The sequence below is a fragment of the Paenibacillus sp. Z3-2 genome, assembly GCF_054161325.1.
Window position 1 is genome coordinate 4,295,394 of the sequence record NZ_CP096397.1, and the last position, 18,335, is coordinate 4,313,728.

An 18,335-nucleotide genomic window follows, 5' to 3' on the forward strand; every position below is an offset into this window, starting at 1 on the left:
TGCCATGATCTCTATACTCAAGCGGCTTCGCTTGTTTTCTTTTCATCCTCGGACCAGCTCTGGCGTGTCATGGTACCCCATGAATTGTTGTTTTGCATGAACTGCACATGTCCCTGCAATCTCCACAGTACGCCCAGCTGATGGTACCCGATGAACTTCAGCGCGGAGTAGACCAGCATTTTGACCAGATCGGAGAGCTTGTTATATCGCTTGAAAGCAATCTCTTCCAGGACAAGTGCGCCTACACTCAGCAGGTAACCACTCACGAAGTTCAGCAGTCCGAACAGAACCAGGACCGGCCACTGGGTCATATCCAGAAGTACATATCCGGCGAGTGCCAGAAGTCCGGTAATCCGGAAATACGGGTTCAGCGCTTCAAAAATAACGTTATATGGCATGGTAACCATACCCATAACCTTATATTTCGGATTGAACAACATGCCACGATTCTCGATCATGTTCTTCAGATTCCCGCGGCCCCAACGCTTGCGCTGACTGGACAAGATCCGGTAAGAATCCGGTGCCTGCGTCCAGCATACGGCCTCAGGACAGAAGGCGACGCGGTACTTCAATTTGTTTTCCAGCATGTAACGGTGAAGCTTGATGATAATGTTCATGTCTTCCCCAGGATAACCATCCCGATATCCACCTACGGCGATAACAGCGTCCTTACGGAACATGCCGAAGGCACCGGAGACGATAATCAGACCGTTCATGTGACTCCAGCCAATCCGTCCGCCCAGGAAGGCTTTGAGATATTCGATCGACTGGAACATGGGCCAGATCTTGCGCGGCAGCGATACATCTTGCACTGCCCCGTTTTCAATTTTGCAGCCATTGGCGATCCTTACATCTCCACCGATTGCTACCGTCTCTTCCGGATTCTCCATGTACATGCGTGCCATGCGGATCAGGGCATCCTTCTCCAGCAACGAATCGGCATCAATCGAAGAGATCAGCGGATAATGGGACAGGTTGATTCCTGCATTGAGGGAATCGGCCTTCCCGCCATTTTCCTTGTCAATGACATACAGATCCGGGAACTCCGGGTTATGATAGATCCCGCGAATTTTCTGGCAAGCAATTTTGCCCCGAATCTTCGTATCGGGTACCGGCTTCAGGCGATATTCTTCCAACAGGATCTTCAGCGTAGCATCACTGGAGCCATCATTCACGACGATGACTTCATACGTTGGATAATTCAGCGTCATCAGGCAGTTCACATTTTCAATAATCGTCAGTTCCTCGTTGTACGCTGGTACCAGCAGGGAAACCGAAGGCACCAGTTCCGAGCCTGACAATGTATTGTATTTGGAATAATGCGACCGCCGGAAGATCGTCCAGATGTTACGGAATGATAACGCCAGAATGGAAAAGTAGAGCGTATTGACGAAAACAACATAGTAGATTGCGACCATGCCGTAGATTAACAGTAGATCCCTAAGCAGTGTAATCCCCTCCTACCGTAGCCACACCTGTGCGTTTCTTGCTGGTTCTGTTCTCTCGTACAGGGCCAAAATAGCGATCATAGAGCAGTCTCTTTTTGTTATGTGCAATCATCTGCTCTACTGCGCTGTCCTCAGTTCTCGTGTGCTGCATGGTACTCACGATCTGCTGCATCGCAATCTCGCGCTCAGCACCTGTACCTTGCACCGCAGCCTGACATAGCGCTTCGAATCCCGGTTCGCCCAGCTTGCTCAGACTCTCGGCACTGTTATAGCGAACTCTCCAGTCCTCATCCCGCAGCGCTTTGCGCAGCAATGGAATGCTGCCAGATGCATGCTTCGAACCGAGCGCTTGCACCACTTCGGCGCGAACTTCCGGATCAGGGTCCTGGATCAGCTTCAGAATTGTCTCATCCCGGAGTGCCGGACTTGCGCTAAGATACAGCTTCACCGCCTCGGCGCGTACATCCTGATGTTCGGCGCCTACGAGTCTGTCGAGCGCAGGCATCACTTCAGGTACAGCTTGCCCCCACATCGCAACGAGTCCAACTTTGACAAAATCAGGATTCCGGTCTTCCAGCAATTCGATTAGAATTCTGCTCGTATCCAGACTCGCTTCAAGCAGAATATCTGCTGCCAGATGGTGAATGGACTTGCCTTTGGTTAACAGCAACGCCAGCATGTCTTTCAGTTCACCTTGTCGAGTCGTACATCTGGAGATGGAACGACCAATCATAATGGCCATCGGGCCCGGTTTCTCATCCTTCAGCAATTCCATCAAACCCGGAACAGCTTCGGGACAACGCATGCCCCCCAAGCGATAAGCCGCATCAATCTGGCGACCGTAACGCAGACGACCCAGTTCTTTCAGGTCGTGCTCTACGAATCCTGCTTCACGGCATAGTGCGATTAATTTGTCGCGATATTCCCCTTTGAACTGATCAATCCACTCAATAAGCCTGTCTTGGATGACCCGGCGTTCCAGCGGAGCCAGCTTGCCTGGTGGCAGTCTGAGCGGACTATTCTCGGTCAAAGCCGTTTGCAGATAAGTGAAATAGTCACGCTGTTTCAATTCATAGAACGCAATCTTGCGTCGTTTGCCGTTGTGGGACATTTTCATGGCAAACAATACGATGACGCCTACAACAACAAGTGCGATACAGATGTACAGAAACAAATAGGCCAAAGCCAAACTTGGAAACATGTGAAAAGGTCCTCCTTTATACTCATTTATTCGATCTGAAAACTAGGAATTTTTTCGTAGCTCTGCTTCATTTTCTCGTAGCTTAGCTTCAACCGCTCGCTATACTGGACCTGTTCCCACGGCTGCCAGCTATACACCGGCAACGTCTTCAGGTCTAAGGTCGTCTGTTCTCCCCCAGGCCAGGACACCTTTTCCGTGGCGCGGTCCATGAGCCATGGAATGAGAGTAACACCTTCCACAGCAACTGTGGAGAACTCACGGCCATTCTTGAGCGGTCCATAGTCAATCGCTTGCAGCGAACTCGGATCACCAAACCCGAGCAGCATCCAGGGAATTCGCATCTCTACCTGATTGCCGTTATACTGCCATGTCGTTAACGAATCCGTATCGGGCTGACCGGGTGCTGTGGTTCCCCGTTTCAATGTCCCGACCCTTTCATTCATGAACGGATGGGCAGATCGCGTATCCGGCGGTGTCATCTTCAGGCTGACTGCCAGATTCCATGGATGGAACGGATCTGCGGAATCAGACTGCTTGTCTGGTAACATGTCGTATCCATCCTTACCGTACAGACGCTGATTAAAGTCATAATCCTTGGCGATTTCCACCTGAGATTCTTCATCCTGCCCCAGTGTAATCACCGTCTCAAGACCATCACTAAGCGTACGGCCCGGGAGTAACTTATCAGGCTGACTGCCTCCAGCCAGGGTATCCGTCCCAATTCGCAGCACCGTCTGATCCGGGTCAAAAGGTTGATCCAAGGTCAGCCCAATATACAAATAGGCTTCATCATGGGTCATCTTCATTTCCTGAATGCCGTCCACTTGGCCCTGCCAGGTGGTGACTTCTTCATCCTTCAGATCATCCCAGTCATCCAGTGATCCATCCATGGTCAACTGTTCCTGTTTACCCGGGTCCATGGCAAGCAGACCAAACATCTTCTCGTTCGTCAGCACGTTCAGCCAGTATGCCCGGCGATCAGCCGGGATTTCCAGTGGCATCGTGTTCCATGTTTTTTTGAACCACTCATCCTGCCACATGAACACAATCGCTCCCGAGTACCCTTCATCATAGATATCCTGCGTCAATGACGCGTCAATATCTCCCTGCTCCACCTCGTTATGTCCACCTTGGTTTCGGCCTCCCATACCCAGATGGGAAATACCCAGAGAAGAAGGTACACCATACTCTGTAATCATTACAGGCATATCGGAAAACTCGGCTTTAAGCTTACGCAGATAACTTTTGTACGTGTTGTACTCACCGTTCTCATCTTTGATCGTTTGGAGTGTTTTATCGATATGGAACAGATCCGGGTAATACGGGTACACATGGTAGGCTGCAAAATAACCTCCCTGCCACGCCTCCGGCTGAATATGACGCGCATCTACACTGACGAGATCCTCTTCATACAGCGGCTCGCCGGGATGATCCAGCACATCGGTGGTTACCCAGTTGGTGAAGGTCATCGGATGCTCCCATCCATACTTCTTCTCCAGAACCGCCGTATGATCCAGCAGCTCTGCCAGCCAATTTTCGAACGGTGACGCTTCTGGACTCGCGGAGAAATGAACTCCCTTGTATTGCGGCACGTCCGCATGTTTCGCGTTCGTATTGTCTACCATCGCCGGGTCCCATTCCGTACCCACATGCCAGGCCATCAGATATTTTCCAGCATTCGTCTTGTATTTGCCGCTGGACTCTCCCTGCTTGGCAGGAATGTCCGCATCGCCATAGACAGCGGATACTGCCTTTTCAATCTCCTGCTTGAACGTCTGCTCAATATGGGCATCATAGGCATCTTGCTTCTCAATCAACTCCTCTTCAGGTGACCATATGCCCTGTATAAAATATAACGGTTGCTCCCGGCCACGATTGTATTCGACCAATGCGGAGTAAAAAATCGGTTCGTGAACCGTGTATACCCGGATCACATTGGCTCCCAGATCCTCGATCTGCTGGAACCACCGCAAGTAATCCTCTTTGGTCAGCGGGAATTCTCCCGGGTAGTGCCCCGGTGAAGTTGCGCCCAGGTTGACACCTTTGACGAACATCTCCCTCCACATTCCATCCGGCCCGTATTCCATGAATCGGTCTCCATCAGTCTTGAATTTCATCACCGTGCCGTTCTCCGCTGTGTACGTAACGAGCTCGGGTTGCATATAGTGCCATCCGGCAAATATCCCGCCAGTCACCACCACTGCTCCTGTCAACACCGTTAATAACCAGCGTCTTCGTCTTTGTCTGCTCATGTCTTTAGATTGCTCACCTCTCTAATATGCATCCTGCCTCAACACCGAATGGTCCAACATGAAGCATACGAATCATTTTGTTTCGGATGTCCGCTTGGTAGGGATGTCAGCGGCGTAGTTCTCACTATAGCGCTAAGACTCTGCATTTGTAACTAGGCTGATGGAAGCAAACATGAAATGGAACATTCTGCCCATAATTCGTAATAAAAGCCATCAACTGGCAGGTGGAATTCTCTGAGATACTTTTGATACCCAAACTCTAATATCTGTTGAATCGCATGGATTAGATGCCCTGCTAATCTTGCACTTCTGAAACCTTTATTGTTATGCGCAACGCGGGTACAGGCATCATTTGCGGATGGAACACATACCCCATTAAACGCGAGTCATATTTTAAAGTTGCGGACCTTTTTACAGTATTAACCATAAAGATTACAAAATTGATACTATAGTCCGATAACGCATCAGCGATATTCCGCGTCACATCAAGGTTTTCTGAAAAATGCAGAAAATCAAAAAAGGACGTCCGTCCCCCTCTATAGGTCTGTGCCCATTTATAACCCTTTTACAAAAACTTAAATGAACGCCCGGCCATCACCCAGAGGTCACGGATCTCTCACATTAAATGTAAAAAAGCACATCTTATTTCCTAATTTCTGCCTCTAATATAGCTAATCCATAATTGTGTCCAATTTGCAAAATAATTCCGGTTGCCGCATTTAGAATTGTCGGATATGCTTATAAAACAGGAACACTTGTTCCATACTGTAAATAAACTGTTAAATATCGATGTTCAAATGAAGATAATCGATGCTTAACAGAGCACAGCATCACGGATAAGGAGAGAAGTCTTATGCCCCGCCAAGACAGACGTGTCATCATGCTGGCCGACTGCCAGTCATTCTATGCCAGTGTGGAGAAGTCTGCACACCCCGAATACAAGGATCGACCCCTCGTTGTCGCGGGAGATCCGGCGCGCCGTTCGGGTATTATTCTTGCGGCCTGTCCACTCGCCAAGTCCTATGGAATTACGACAGCAGAACGACTGGGCGAAGCGCTCGCCAAATGTCCGGATGTTGTGGTTGTTCGCCCCCGGATGGCCGAGTACATTCGGGTATCCCTTCATATTACGCGTATCCTGCAGTCTTACACGGATCTGGTGGAACCCTATAGTATTGATGAGCAGTTCCTCGATGTCACCGGAAGCCTGGATCTGTTTGGCAGTCCCGAGACGATTGCCCGCAGCATTCAATCCAGAGTGATGGATGAGACGGGTGTGTACATTCGAATCGGTATCAGTGATACCAAGGTCGTCAGCAAGATGGCCTGTGATCTGTATGCCAAAAAAGTCCCTGATGGCATCTGCACGCTGCCTCGTAAAGATCTGCCGTCCACCATCTGGAAGAAGCCTGTGCGAGACATGTTCATGGTCGGTTCCCGCATGGCGCAGCATCTCTACAAGATGGGCATTCACACCATTGGTGATCTGGCCCAGACTCCGCTGTCTCGGCTGAGAGAACGTTGGGGTGTGAATGGCGAGGTACTGTGGCGTATTGCCCGCGGTATCGATGATTCTCCAGTCAAACCCGGGACATATGCTCATCAGCAGCAGGGTATTGGACATCAGATGACCCTCCCCCGGGACTATGACTCCTGGGAAGATATCAAGGTGGTGCTGCTTGAACTAGCGGAGCTCGTCAGTCGACGTTCCCGGGACAAATCGCTCATGGGCCATGTTGTCTCGGTTGGATGTCGCGGACAGGATTATGATCGGCCTACCGGTTTTTCCCGCCAGATGAAGGTGAATGAACCCACCAACATTACGGATGAAGTATATGATGCGGCAGCAGCTCTGTTCCTGCGCCATTGGGACGGATTACCCATCCGCCGCATCAGCGTGTCACTGACCGGACTAGTGCCTGATTCCGAAGTGCAGCTGTCCTGGTTCGATGACCGCGAACGCAAGAGAGAACTGGAACGTGCCACGGATGATATCAAGCGCAGGTACGGAGATACCGCCATCATGCGGGCATCCTCCCTCTGCTCGTCCGCGCAGGCACAGGAACGTTCTCATAAAATTGGAGGTCATTATAAATGAGTAAAAAATTGCAGCAAAACGGTATCTTCGAGTCCTCACGCATGATGCTCCCCGAACATCGGGAAGCCTATATTCTTCATCAGGAACAACTCGCTCCTCGTACCCGCCCATCCCTGGATGCCCAGGCCGCAGAAGAAATGTCCCGTCTGCTCAGCAACTCAATGGTGCTTGGAGATATCGTTACCATTACGTTGTTTCACGAACATGACGATATCCGTTACACGGGACAGGTGCTTCGGCTGGACCGTCCTGCCCGTACTCTCCGATTGCTGATGGAAGGTGGGTCCCGGGATATTCAGATGAACCTCATTACGGATGTGGCGCTTGCCAATGAATGAAGGGGTATATACCCACCCCGATGTTGTGGATATTCCATGATAGATGCAGCATTGCCGTTGCTATGCAGGACTGTCTTCCTACACTTCCTGGTGAATACCAAAAGCAGCCGACGAGACATATCCAGACCATTCACTTCGTTCTAAAGAAGCAAAATATCAGATACATGATTCATCGGCTACATATAAGGGTATAACTTCTTTTTTCAGTAAACTTCTTAGAATAAGCTCCAGTCGAATTCCTTGGAAAGACGCTCCAGCAGATGCACGCCAGCAATACTGTTGCCTTTGCGATTCAGAGCCGGGCCGACAAGACCTATGCCGAATTGTCCCGGTACAAGGGTCAGAATTCCACCGGATACTCCACTTTTGGCGGGCAAGCCGACCTCGATGGCAAATTCGCCTGATGCATTATACATACCACAGGTGGTCATAAAGGTTTTGGCAATCTGAACATAGCGACGAGGGATGAGTTCTTCTCCCGTAATTGGATCTGTTCCATCGTAGGCCAGAATGAGTGACATTCGGGACAGATCGGCACACGTCACTTCAATGGAGCAATGACGGAAATACACGGCAAGCACGTCTTCAACGTCATCCTTAATGACCCCGTTGTGCTTCAAAAAGTAGCCAAGTGAACGATTCATATGACCACTCTCCGATTCGGACTGAAACACCTCTTCGTTATAGCCCAGCCGATCATTATGTGCCAGCTTGCGGAAAAACTCCAGGATGCGCCGTGATTTCTCTTCCTTGCAGTCTCCTCCAACAAGCGAGGACACCGTAATTGCACCTGCATTGATCAATGGATTAAACGGAATACCAGGTTCGACTAGTTCAAGCTTAACCATTGAATCGTAATCATCGCCTGTAGGTTCTTTTCCTACATTAAAGAAGACTGCTTCTTCTCCATGATCCATTAAGGCCAGAATAAGGGTAAATACTTTGGAGATACTTTGCATCGTAAATGGGACACCGCAATCCCCAGCCGACACATAATTACCTTCGGTGTCCATGATATGTATACCGAGCTCATCCTGTGAGGCTTTGATAAGCTCTGGAATATAAGAAGCCACTTTACCCTGCCCGGTGTGCAAACGACTGGTCTCCAGCCACTCCGGCAGTAATGCATTCAGACGTTCCATGGTTGAATTGCTCATATGTCATCTCCTCCACATCTCTATATAAGCATCTGATTACCCTAAGATTGTTCCCTTTACCGCTTCATTTGAAGATTTAACTCCAAGATCTCACCAGGAAGACCTTCGTAATCGCCAGTCCAGGTGGACACAAAGTTCTGTCTGGTTAAGATCTGACGGGAAGCGACGTTAGATGGATCAATGACTGCATAGAGTGATCCAATCCCTGCGGCTTGTGCCTGTATAATCAGCCGAGATGCTATTGCAGTTCCCTTGCCTTTGCCCCAATGTTCAGGCAGGATCATGTAACCTATTTCGGCCCGGTTCGGGTCTGCCTCATCCGGGATCAATTTGGCATACGCCACACCGGCACCATCTTCACTAAATACTCGGTAATGTCCACAAGTGGAACGCTCATTAAAATCCAGCATGGACTCGAATTGCGATCTCGCCTCTTGCTCCGGGATTGCACGTTCTGTAATCTGTTTCATCACTTCCATATTGGAAACCAACGCATAATAATCATCAAAATCAGGTTGTGTGTATTTAATGAAGTTCATGATATGCCTCCTCTGGCGTACATAACTTGGTCTTAATCTTCTTGGAATCACCTAGAGTATAACAGAAGCGAATGAGGGAATGCACACAAGGCACCACGCTCGCAATCAGCCAGATAGTTCAACAGACCAACAGGCCGGCAATCAGGCTAGTAGATACCAAAAAGCGGCCTCATCTGGAGACCGCTCTTTTACTTTTTACAATGAAGAAATATCCTATTCGGTGCTTTCAGTGCATGTTGCTTAGCTTGCCCGTGATGAAGGATTAAGGTTCATCTGTTTTTCACGTTGACGTGCCCGACGACCTTGACCCGGAGGTGTAATGATCAGTGCGAGCAACAGCGAGACAGCGCAGAGTACAGCAATCACGATAAAGGTTAGATGGAATCCGCCCAGCAGGGCGCTGATGAACGATCCAGCCAAAGCACCAAATCCAAATCCCTGATAGATCACGCCATAGTTTTTGCTCTGATTCTTCAGTCCGAAGTAGTCGGCCACAATCGCCGGGAATACCGTAATGTTACCACCGAAGCAGAATGCAACGGCCGCTACACAGGCGAAGAAAATTCCGAAGGTTAGTGGAACCAGACTAAGTGTCATGACAGCTACGGCTGTAACCAGCAGCGCACCAGCGATGACCTTCATTCGTCCTACTTTATCCGACAGCGCACCAAGAATAATACGTCCTGCCGTGTTAAAGATCGCAACCATGGCGACTGCATTCGCAGCTGTAGCTACATCAAGTCCAGCGAGCTGTACACCGATATCTTTGACAATACCGATCAGATACAGGCCGCTCATACACGCCGTGAAGAAAATAACGAACAGCATGTACGCTTCTTTCGTACGCAGCATCTCTTTTACTGTATAGTCATGACGTGCCACGACTTGTTTCGTTCCTTCCTTACTTGCCGGAGCCTGTTCACGAACAACAGCTTCACGAATCAGGAATGATCCCGCAACGACCAGAACGAGGACGATAATACCCCAATACATAAATGCCTGAGCAGGACCAACGGCACCAATCAATGCCGAGTTCACATATTTGAACAATAGACTACCGGTACCGAAAGCTCCGACCGAGATCCCCGAGATCAGGCCTTTACGCTCCGGGAACCATTTGATCAGATTAGACAGCGACGTAATATACGCCGTACCATCTGCAAAACCAACGACAAATCCAGCCAAAATGTACAGCAGTGTTAGGGAAGTAACTTGGGAACTCAGAATCAGACCCAGTCCAAGCACAACCCCGGCTACACGAATGAGGCGCTGGAGGCCCCAACGTTCCTGCAACCGTCCTGCAAACAATGTGGCAAATGCCAATGCAAAACTGGTAATTGAAAAAGTTATCGCGACCGAGCTGACGTCCCATCCGAAACGATCAGACAGCGGTTGATTAAATAAACTCCAAGTATAGATGGTTCCAAGACCCATTTGTACAATGATAGTCCCCAAAACAATAAGCCAGCGGTTCATTTTTGTAGGTGCAAATGTTGATGTAGGTGCTGATGAAATTGCTGCTTTCATCGTGATCTCCCCTTTGCCGATGTCATATACATGAATGCGTTCACAAGCTAATCATACATGAAAGGGGATTCATTACACCGGTTTGAGCATGAGTTGCATCAGATGCGGAATGAAATGCTTCTAGATGCGCATGAGTTGCCTGAATTCTTTGACCTTCCCGCGACTCACGGGCACTTCAGCTTCCAAATCGCGCAAACGGAGCAGATACGTATTGTTGAACCAAGGCACTATTTCACGGATTTGCGACAGATTTACGACGTACGAACGGTGGCAGCGAAAGAACGTGTCCTGTGGCAGACGGCTGTGAAAATCCGAAATGCTCACTGGCATGGTGAACTCACCATTTTTAGTATATACCTTCGTCACCTTCTCTTGCGCTTCCGCATAGTAGATGTCTGCCGTATCCGTAACAATAATATTGTCATTCCGCAGCAAATTAATTCTTCTGTCCGTATGGGAATTCGTATCTCGTAACAGTTCCCCTTGCACAGCAGATCCGTCCGCCGTAGGGGCTGGTCCATCCTCAACATGCTGCTCCACCGGCGCATGATCACGCTTGAAAGACACCTCCAGCTTATGGAGCATCGCAGCGATTCGCTTCTCGTCATAAGGCTTCAGAATATAATCGAACGCCTCCAACTCAAAGGCTTCTGCTGCATGTTCCTTATACGCCGTAGTAAATACAATATAAGGTTTAGTTGCAAACTTCCCGATATGATGGGCCAGCATCATGCCGTCCAGCGAGGGAATATTGATATCGAGGAAAATCACGTCAACTTCTTGTTCCTGCAAAAACTTCAGTACATCCAGCCCATCTTCAAGGCGATCCACCACCTCAATCTGACTATGTTCCTGGATTAAATAATTCAATTCCTCACTTGCCAGAATCTCGTCTTCCACAATAAGAGCTTTCATTGATCCATCATCACCTTGTTACGACATCTCCTTTGGGCACATCAAATAAAATATCGGTTCCTTGCTCCAGCCTTGTAATGGTTACACCTTGTCCGTAGATGAGCTTAACCCGGCGATGCACATTATATAGCCCGATCTGGTTACCCGGCATGCGGTCATGGTAGACCCGTTCTATAATGTCTGCTCCAATGCCTGCTCCTGTATCACTGACACTGATTCGCACAAACTCCGGATAATCCTGTACCCGAATTCGAACGGTCCCGGGTCCTTTCACCTTGAGAATGCCATGTATAATTGCATTTTCGACGAGCGGCTGGATAACAAGACTCGGGATATGCACCGCGACCTCATCAATCTCATAGATCACATTAAGTCGACTGCCGAAGCGGGCTTTCTCAATCTCCACATAATTGCGGACTTGCTCCAGTTCCTTGTGAATATCGATTAACTCATCCGACAGTTCCAGATTGTAGCGCATGTATCCGGATAGATTGACAATCAACTCCCGCGCACGATCCGGTTTGGTTCGGATGGACGAAGCAATCGCATTTAGCGCATTAAACAGAAAATGAGGGTGAATGGTTGTCTGTAATGCACGCAGCTCTGCTTTGTTGGCAGCTGCCTTGATCTCCTCTACCCGCGATACCTCCATCTGGGTCGAGATGATCTGCGATAGACCTACAGCCATCGTTTGCAATGGATACGTAATTTTGTACGCTTTGCGATAATAGATTTTGAGCGCACCTGTGATGTCTCCTCGTTCTTTGAGCGGAATGATTAAAAGCGAGTGGATATCCGGTGTTTTTTCATCAATCACATCATTGCTGATCGTAATCTCCCCGCTGGATATCGTCTTCTTCGTCATCTCACTAATAATCTCATTGCCAATATGATATCGTTCCTCACCAAATCCTACATAAGCCAGTACATTCCGGGTATCCGTAATCGCAACCGCATCAGCCTGAATATCCTCCTGAATAATCCGGCAGATTTTACGCAGAGACTCCTCATCAATCGAACGGAAATACGGTAAAGTTTTGTTCGCAATCTCCAACGCAAGCTTCGCCTGACGAGCCGCAATCATCTCCTTTTCCCCTTCTACACTCTGCACCAATAGCACAATCAGCCCAATATTGACTTCACCAAGAATCATAGGCAAGGCAATCTGCGAAACAATATCAGCACCCAGTGGATCGGGATAGGAATATAGCAGGATCAGTAACATCGTCAGCGCTTCACAGATCATTCCGGCACCAATACCAATAATCCATCGCTTGGGCTTGGGCGTATACTTATGTATATATCCAGAGACCAGACCTGCAAGGATACTCGTGATCAGACACGGTATGGCTGTGACTCCATCGATATCAATCAGATACCGATGCACCCCGGAGACAATACCCGTAATAATACCCACAGGCGCTCCGAACAAAATACCACCCGAAAGCACGGCGATGATCCGCACGTTCACCAGTGAACCTTCAACATTAATGCCGGTATACGTGCCGAAGATGGCAAAAGCACAGAATAACAAGGTAACCGCAATATACTCCTGCCACCTTAATTTCCCTTTTTGCAGAATCTGCCTAAATCTCGGCACCCTCGACAGAAAGAATAAAAATATAATCAGCAGCGCCGCCCGTTCAAATAAACCCAGCAGCATCGTAAACATTTCCAATCGTACTTCCTCCACATCTGTCCAAAATAAAAACATGTCTCATTGTAACGCAATTTCCTTCATCTCGTATGCAACAGTTTACCGCTCCCCCCGGAGGAAAGCAAAGTCCATCCTGTGAAAATGCATCAACAATACTGCACCATGCACACCATAGTTCATCCCTTAACTTCTATGAATATCTGCGATTCCCGAAAAACCTATGTTATAATCAGTTGTCAGGTTATTCCAATTGTACAATGAAATTAATACAGAAAGGTGTTCATGCATGCTTGCAATTCTACTTTTTAGTCTTCTATGGTACACCCTATCTTTTCTCTCCAAACGAAGTCAGAATCCCGATCACTCATCGGCGATTGTCCTGCGAATAATCTTAAGCATCTCAACTCTGGCACTCATCGTTCAAGTCTACATACTTAAAGGAAACCCGTATAACAACATTTTAATTTTAGTGTTCATCGCTTCATTAGTAGCCACTCGTTCTTTTAACGGTATTAACAAAGAGAGATAAATTAGATTAAAGTGTTCTAATGAATCTAAAAACGCTGTTCCAATGCGGGTTTCCCATTCTGGGCAATCTTTATCGACACAAAAATCCCCTCCCAAGGTAAAAGTTCGTTGATCTTACCTTGGAAGGGGATAGTTTTCAACCTTCATTTTGTAGTCAACACGCGATTTCAATTGGATATTTAAACTACCCTTTCAAAAGAACAATACTTAGAAATATCAAAATTAGACCCCATTATCGCCCAACGTTAACGATCTTCCTGACCCAGGTTGGCTCATTCGTCGCCGCCCTTACGAGGCAGTCGGCGCAGTCAGCGAAGGAAAGTGGCCGGAGCGGAGAAATGCGGGTCGAGGGGCCTGCCGTATATTTCGAAGTGGCGGCTACGTCGCTAAGAGCTGGCGGTCGTACAATGATCCAATCTAATTCGCTCCGTTGTACTGCACGCTCGGCAATGGCCTTGTCCTCAACCGCCTTCGTGAAAATGCGACCCGAAATGTTTATGGCCAAGCGATTTAGTGGTGAAAGTTCTTTTCCATCGCTCAGACCAATGCCGCTCTGCATGACGAAGCGCTTAACTCCGGCGCTCTGACAGGCTGCTAGGATGTTCGTAATGCCCACCGACATGATGGTGCCTGGCGAAAAGTTTTTGCGGATGTTCGAGATCCCCTCCGATATGACGGTACCCTGCGAAAAGTTTCCGGTAGGACCTATGCAACTAATTACCACACCTGTATCGGCCAAGGCCTTGGCAATGCTCGGCATATCGAGTACATCTCCCTGTCGGACGCTGAGGCGTGCTGTGGGGGCGATGACTTCCGGCCGGCGAGCCACGGCTACAACCTCGTGCCCCAAATCAAGTGCTCGCTCTATCACTTTCCTGCCAGTCGCACCCGTCGCTCCTATTACCGTAATCTTCATTAAGTAGATCCCCCTTCGAATGTGATCATTATTACTTCTACTCATAGCTGCTTTACTGGACAGCACGGGTGGCTGCCAAAGCTTTGACGCAGCTTGCCAACCGCGAAGAAGATCGGCTCCTACTGGTTCAATTAATATCCACATAAAAATGCACAATGGTGTATTAGGTAACAACTGTGTATAATCATAAACAAAAAAATAATGCGTCAGCAATGACCAAATAACCGTAATTCGTGCATTTGTTCACAAATCATTTGAAGTTGTGTAATTTATTTTAGAAAGCATGGTGACTCACAGTGTCTAAGGTGGATAGAAGAATAATCAAATCTCAAGAAGCGATAAAAAAAGCTCTGATTGAACTGATGATTGAAAAAAAAATGGATCAAATTACTATACAAGAAATTTCCGATAGGGCAAATGTTAGCCGAAGAACCATCTATCTTCACTACATAGATAAATTTGATCTTCTAGATAAGCTAATCGAAGAACATATTTACGAACTACGGAAACTCTGTGAATTAGCAGCTAATAATACCGTTTATTTTGATGCGGTATTGTTATGGTTCGAGTACTTTGAGAGTCATTATTTATTCTTTTCAACGATGTTGGCGAATCAAGGAGGACCTTTTTTTCGCAGTCGGTTCCTTGAGTTTGTCCTCCAAGAGTTAAAGAATGTAGAAACCATAACCGAAGGAAGTTCTCAAGGATTAAGTCACGGTGACAGTGAAGATGTGATTATTCAATTTTTTGGAGCTGCTATCGTAGGGGTAGTGGAATGGTGGTTCAAGAATGGAAAGCCCTCCCCCCCTCACTATATGGCACAACGAGTGGGGGCATTGTTAGAAAGGAATTTATAATCGATCTTGAATCACCATCTAAAAGTGCTTCATCATTTTCAAGGGATTTGGGTTGAGCATAATCAACCGAGACGTTGCCATAAGGCTTGTCCCTGCTTATAACGAACAAAAAGGGCGGACTCTAAGTCATCTTTCTGACTTAGGGTCCGCCCTTACCTAAAATTACCTCATACACATTCGATGTAATTTGGTTTTTTATAAAATGAACTCCAGCTACACAGTAACGGAGAGTGCAGAACCAATCTGGAGAAGCGAAGCTAAAAGCTTTCTGAAAGAAAGCTACTTCGTAAGCATAATCTCGCCTTTATCCCCGGATTTTACCCTTTCAAAGGGTAATTCAAAAAAATCCGGGGATAACAGCGATCGAAAGATGGTACTGCACTCGTAGTGGCCACGTGTAACACCCTGTAGTTCATTTTAACCCACCCAACATTACATCGTATCCCTACCTAAACATCCCCCACAGCTTAATCAGATGAAACGTATTGTTCGGATCAATCTTCTGTGCGAGTACAAAAGCAACGAACTGCTCCTCCTGCGCCGTAGAGAAATTTTCATTCATAATGACTGCCGAAGACTTGACCAACCTTCTGACCTTGGCCTTATCTTGCAAATCAGACTTGGTCACGCCATCAATCAACCTTTTGATACGCTCTTTGACAGCAGGATTTTTCATCTTTAATTTGATCCGCTCCACCAGCTGCGGACTGATTCCATATTGTTGGTAACCCAAAACGTACAGCACCTCCCAAAGAATAAACTCACTTCCTATTCATATGTCGGGAGGGCTTGTACACTTGTCTATTTTTACAAAGGTAATATGAAAAATCCAGTCGTATCGGCAAACCTTAGTCAATTAAATCGCCTTTGAACACTTGCTGTTGCTGTAGGAAATCACGCAAAGGTGCGTAGTCCATAGACGTCCAGAAGGTCGCATCCTCAATCAAGTGGGTTACGTCATCTCTGGCTTGTTCCAGTACAGCAAAATCGGCAACCATGTCGGCAAGACGGAACTCAGGCAATCCACTCTGCTTTGTACCAAAGAAATCACCTGGACCCCGAAGATCCAGATCCCGACGAGATACCTCGAATCCATCCTCGGTTTCCGTCATCACCTTCATGCGCTCCTGCCCAACCTCCGTCTTTGGATCGGCAATGAGTACACAATAGGATGCATGGGCCCCACGACCCACCCGACCACGCAACTGATGCAGCTGTGACAGCCCGAAGCGGTCCGCATCCATAATGACCATCAATGTTGCATTTGGCACATCGACCCCAACCTCCACAACGGTAGTCGAGACGAGAAGCTGAATATCATTGCTGTAGAAGTCGCGCATCATCTCTTCTTTCTCCGCGGCCGTCATCCGGCCATGCAGCAGACCCACGCGATATTTCGGAAAGTTCTGCTGCATCTGTACATGCAGATCAATGGCATTTTGGACATCCAGCTTCTCCGACTCTTCAATGAGTGGACAGATCAGATAGGCCTGACGTCCCTGATCCACTTCTCTGGAGATAAAACCGAGCACTCGCTCCATCATGTCATGTTTGACCCAATACGTAGAGATTGGAATCCGTCCCTTCGGACGTTCCGAGATCGTGGATACCTCAATATCCCCAAATGCCGTAATGGCCAGTGTCCGCGGAATTGGTGTAGCCGTCATCGTTAACACATCCGGATTATATCCTTTGCGTCGTAAAACGCTGCGCTGATTCACACCGAAGCGATGCTGCTCGTCCGTCACCACAAGACCCAGATCACGGAAGAAGACATCTTCCTGAATCAGGGCGTGTGTACCCACCACGATATCAATCATGCCCATTTGCAACGATGCGATCAGATCTTTACGCTTACGCCCATTTACACTGCCCGTTAACAGCCCTACGGTTACCCCAAACGGTTCAAACAGTTTTTGCAGTGACCGCATATGCTGCTCCGCCAGAATCTCTGTAGGCACCATCAGAGCCCCCTGAAAACCGGATCGAACCGTTGTATAGAGCGCAATCGCCGCAATCACCGTTTTACCGGAGCCCACGTCTCCCTGTAATAAGCGGTTCATTGCATAGGGGGAACGCATATCGTGCAGAATCTCAAGCTCCACCTTTTTCTGGGCATCTGTCAATTCAAAAGGCAAACTGCGTACAAACTCACGAATCGTCGTATTGTCCGTAGTATGTACCATGCCATCCATGCGATTCCGGTTCAACGCACGATACGCCTGCATTTTCAACTGGAACAGAAACAGTTCTTCATACACCATCCGCTGTCTGGCCTGTTGACCTTCCCGGTTGTCCTGCGGACGATGAATCCCCGCAATCGCCTGCTTGCGTGGCATCAGACTATATTTCTTCATCAACGATTGGGGCAGAATCTCGGGAATCATATCTCCGAATTGGATTAATCCCTGATTGATCGTTTTGCGCATCCATTGTTGCGTGAGCTTCCCGGTTACCGAGTATACAGGTTGCAATGTGCCTGAACGCCCATCGCCTTTATCCGGGAACTCTGAATCAGTGACCGTCATCTGCATACGTTTTTGTTCCCATTTTCCTGTAATCACAATCTCCCGATTGGGCGTAAGCTGTTCTTTGAGGAAATGGCGATTGAACCACGTTGCTGTAATCATCCATTCTTCCGTCATGATCTTACAGGTGAGACGGGACTTTTTGCCGTATCGTTGTAATACAGGAATACCCATCACCTGTCCCTGGACGGTGATCTTGTCTCCATCTTTCACTTCACTAAGCGAACGCAGACGATAATCCTCATAACGGAAGGGATAATATTCCAGAAGATCTTTAACAGTAGAGATGCCAAAGGCGTGAAGCTCTCCCTCTTTGAGAGCACTCACGCCGTTAATTTGCTTAACCGATATTTCTTCCAATTTCATGTCTAATC

At 48.0% G+C, this 18,335-nt stretch carries 14 protein-coding genes; 3 read left to right on the plus strand and 11 right to left on the minus strand.

Going from position 1 to position 18,335, the window contains the following annotated elements:
• Positions 1 to 17: 17 nt before the first annotated feature.
• The 3 genes from M1D71_RS19165 to M1D71_RS19175 are packed head-to-tail and all read right to left on the minus strand — an operon-like array spanning position 18 to position 4,901.
• Positions 18 to 1,418: a glycosyltransferase family 2 protein gene (locus M1D71_RS19165; RefSeq protein ID WP_458123246.1), complete on the minus strand. Its 1,401-nt coding sequence runs from the start codon at positions 1,416 to 1,418 to the stop codon at positions 18 to 20.
• A gap of 22 nt (positions 1,419 to 1,440) precedes the next feature.
• Positions 1,441 to 2,649 carry a HEAT repeat domain-containing protein gene (locus tag M1D71_RS19170; RefSeq protein ID WP_458123247.1) on the minus strand — a complete coding sequence of 403 codons (1,209 nt, stop codon included), beginning with the start codon at positions 2,647 to 2,649 and terminating at the stop codon, positions 1,441 to 1,443.
• A gap of 26 nt (positions 2,650 to 2,675) precedes the next feature.
• A complete protein-coding gene (locus M1D71_RS19175; protein ID WP_458123248.1) occupies positions 2,676 to 4,901 on the minus strand; it encodes a hypothetical protein in 2,226 nt (741 codons plus the stop codon).
• A gap of 853 nt (positions 4,902 to 5,754) precedes the next feature.
• On the opposite strand from M1D71_RS19175, the gene M1D71_RS19180 reads away from it, so the two are divergent.
• Positions 5,755 to 6,999: a DNA polymerase IV gene (locus tag M1D71_RS19180; RefSeq protein WP_458123249.1), complete on the plus strand. Its 1,245-nt coding sequence runs from the start codon at positions 5,755 to 5,757 to the stop codon at positions 6,997 to 6,999.
• Entirely contained in the window at positions 6,996 to 7,337 is a 342-nt protein-coding gene (locus tag M1D71_RS19185) for a YolD-like family protein (RefSeq protein WP_458123250.1), read from the plus strand. The genes M1D71_RS19180 and M1D71_RS19185 overlap by 4 nt, the downstream gene beginning before the upstream one ends.
• A 215-nt stretch (positions 7,338 to 7,552) precedes the next feature.
• On the opposite strand, the gene glsA is transcribed toward M1D71_RS19185, so the two are convergent.
• The 6 genes from glsA to M1D71_RS19215 all read right to left on the minus strand — a co-directional run bounded on the left by glsA (position 7,553) and on the right by M1D71_RS19215 (position 14,576).
• Positions 7,553 to 8,494 carry a glutaminase A gene (gene glsA, locus M1D71_RS19190; protein WP_458123251.1) on the minus strand — a complete coding sequence of 314 codons (942 nt, stop codon included), beginning with the start codon at positions 8,492 to 8,494 and terminating at the stop codon, positions 7,553 to 7,555.
• Positions 8,495 to 8,550: 56 nt separating this feature from the next.
• A complete protein-coding gene (locus tag M1D71_RS19195; protein ID WP_458123252.1) occupies positions 8,551 to 9,033 on the minus strand; it encodes a GNAT family N-acetyltransferase in 483 nt (160 codons plus the stop codon).
• A gap of 240 nt (positions 9,034 to 9,273) precedes the next feature.
• Positions 9,274 to 10,560, minus strand: coding sequence for an L-lactate MFS transporter (locus M1D71_RS19200; RefSeq protein WP_186327820.1), 1,287 nt, complete (start codon positions 10,558 to 10,560; stop codon positions 9,274 to 9,276).
• A 120-nt stretch (positions 10,561 to 10,680) separates the two neighbouring features.
• Positions 10,681 to 11,475, minus strand: a complete 795-nt coding sequence (locus M1D71_RS19205) for a LytR/AlgR family response regulator transcription factor (protein WP_458123253.1) — start codon at positions 11,473 to 11,475, stop codon at positions 10,681 to 10,683.
• A 10-nt stretch (positions 11,476 to 11,485) separates the two neighbouring features.
• Positions 11,486 to 13,138, minus strand: a complete 1,653-nt coding sequence (locus M1D71_RS19210) for a LytS/YhcK type 5TM receptor domain-containing protein (protein WP_458127299.1) — start codon at positions 13,136 to 13,138, stop codon at positions 11,486 to 11,488.
• A 754-nt stretch (positions 13,139 to 13,892) separates the two neighbouring features.
• Positions 13,893 to 14,576 carry an NAD(P)-dependent oxidoreductase gene (locus M1D71_RS19215; protein WP_458123254.1) on the minus strand — a complete coding sequence of 228 codons (684 nt, stop codon included), beginning with the start codon at positions 14,574 to 14,576 and terminating at the stop codon, positions 13,893 to 13,895.
• Positions 14,577 to 14,872: 296 nt separating this feature from the next.
• Between M1D71_RS19215 and M1D71_RS19220 the strand changes: the two genes are divergently transcribed.
• Positions 14,873 to 15,433: a TetR/AcrR family transcriptional regulator gene (locus tag M1D71_RS19220; protein WP_458123255.1), complete on the plus strand. Its 561-nt coding sequence runs from the start codon at positions 14,873 to 14,875 to the stop codon at positions 15,431 to 15,433.
• A 445-nt stretch (positions 15,434 to 15,878) separates the two neighbouring features.
• Here the strand turns inward: M1D71_RS19220 and M1D71_RS19225 are convergent, their stop codons facing one another.
• Together M1D71_RS19225 and recG are read right to left on the minus strand one after the other, a co-directional pair.
• Positions 15,879 to 16,166, minus strand: a complete 288-nt coding sequence (locus tag M1D71_RS19225) for a stage VI sporulation protein F (RefSeq protein ID WP_458123256.1) — start codon at positions 16,164 to 16,166, stop codon at positions 15,879 to 15,881.
• A gap of 115 nt (positions 16,167 to 16,281) precedes the next feature.
• Positions 16,282 to 18,327 carry an ATP-dependent DNA helicase RecG gene (gene recG, locus M1D71_RS19230; protein WP_458123257.1) on the minus strand — a complete coding sequence of 682 codons (2,046 nt, stop codon included), beginning with the start codon at positions 18,325 to 18,327 and terminating at the stop codon, positions 16,282 to 16,284.
• Between the last annotated feature and the right edge of the window lie 8 nt (positions 18,328 to 18,335).

Bases quoted from the DNA above. Each gene is read 5' to 3' on its own strand.
- M1D71_RS19215 (WP_458123254.1), bottom strand. From the start codon at position 14,576: ATGAAGATTACGGTAATAGGAGCGACGGGTGCGACTGGCAGGAAAGTG.
- recG (WP_458123257.1), bottom strand. From the start codon at position 18,327: ATGAAATTGGAAGAAATATCGGTTAAGCAAATTAACGGCGTGAGTGCT.
- M1D71_RS19205 (WP_458123253.1), bottom strand. From the start codon at position 11,475: ATGAAAGCTCTTATTGTGGAAGACGAGATTCTGGCAAGTGAGGAATTG.
- M1D71_RS19165 (WP_458123246.1), bottom strand. From the start codon at position 1,418: ATGGTCGCAATCTACTATGTTGTTTTCGTCAATACGCTCTACTTTTCC.
- M1D71_RS19175 (WP_458123248.1), bottom strand. From the start codon at position 4,901: ATGAGCAGACAAAGACGAAGACGCTGGTTATTAACGGTGTTGACAGGA.
- M1D71_RS19170 (WP_458123247.1), bottom strand. From the start codon at position 2,649: ATGTTTCCAAGTTTGGCTTTGGCCTATTTGTTTCTGTACATCTGTATC.
- M1D71_RS19200 (WP_186327820.1), bottom strand. From the start codon at position 10,560: ATGAAAGCAGCAATTTCATCAGCACCTACATCAACATTTGCACCTACA.
- M1D71_RS19210 (WP_458127299.1), bottom strand. From the start codon at position 13,138: ATGCTGCTGGGTTTATTTGAACGGGCGGCGCTGCTGATTATATTTTTA.
- M1D71_RS19180 (WP_458123249.1), top strand. From the start codon at position 5,755: ATGCCCCGCCAAGACAGACGTGTCATCATGCTGGCCGACTGCCAGTCA.
- glsA (WP_458123251.1), bottom strand. From the start codon at position 8,494: ATGAGCAATTCAACCATGGAACGTCTGAATGCATTACTGCCGGAGTGG.
- M1D71_RS19195 (WP_458123252.1), bottom strand. From the start codon at position 9,033: ATGAACTTCATTAAATACACACAACCTGATTTTGATGATTATTATGCG.
- M1D71_RS19185 (WP_458123250.1), top strand. From the start codon at position 6,996: ATGAGTAAAAAATTGCAGCAAAACGGTATCTTCGAGTCCTCACGCATG.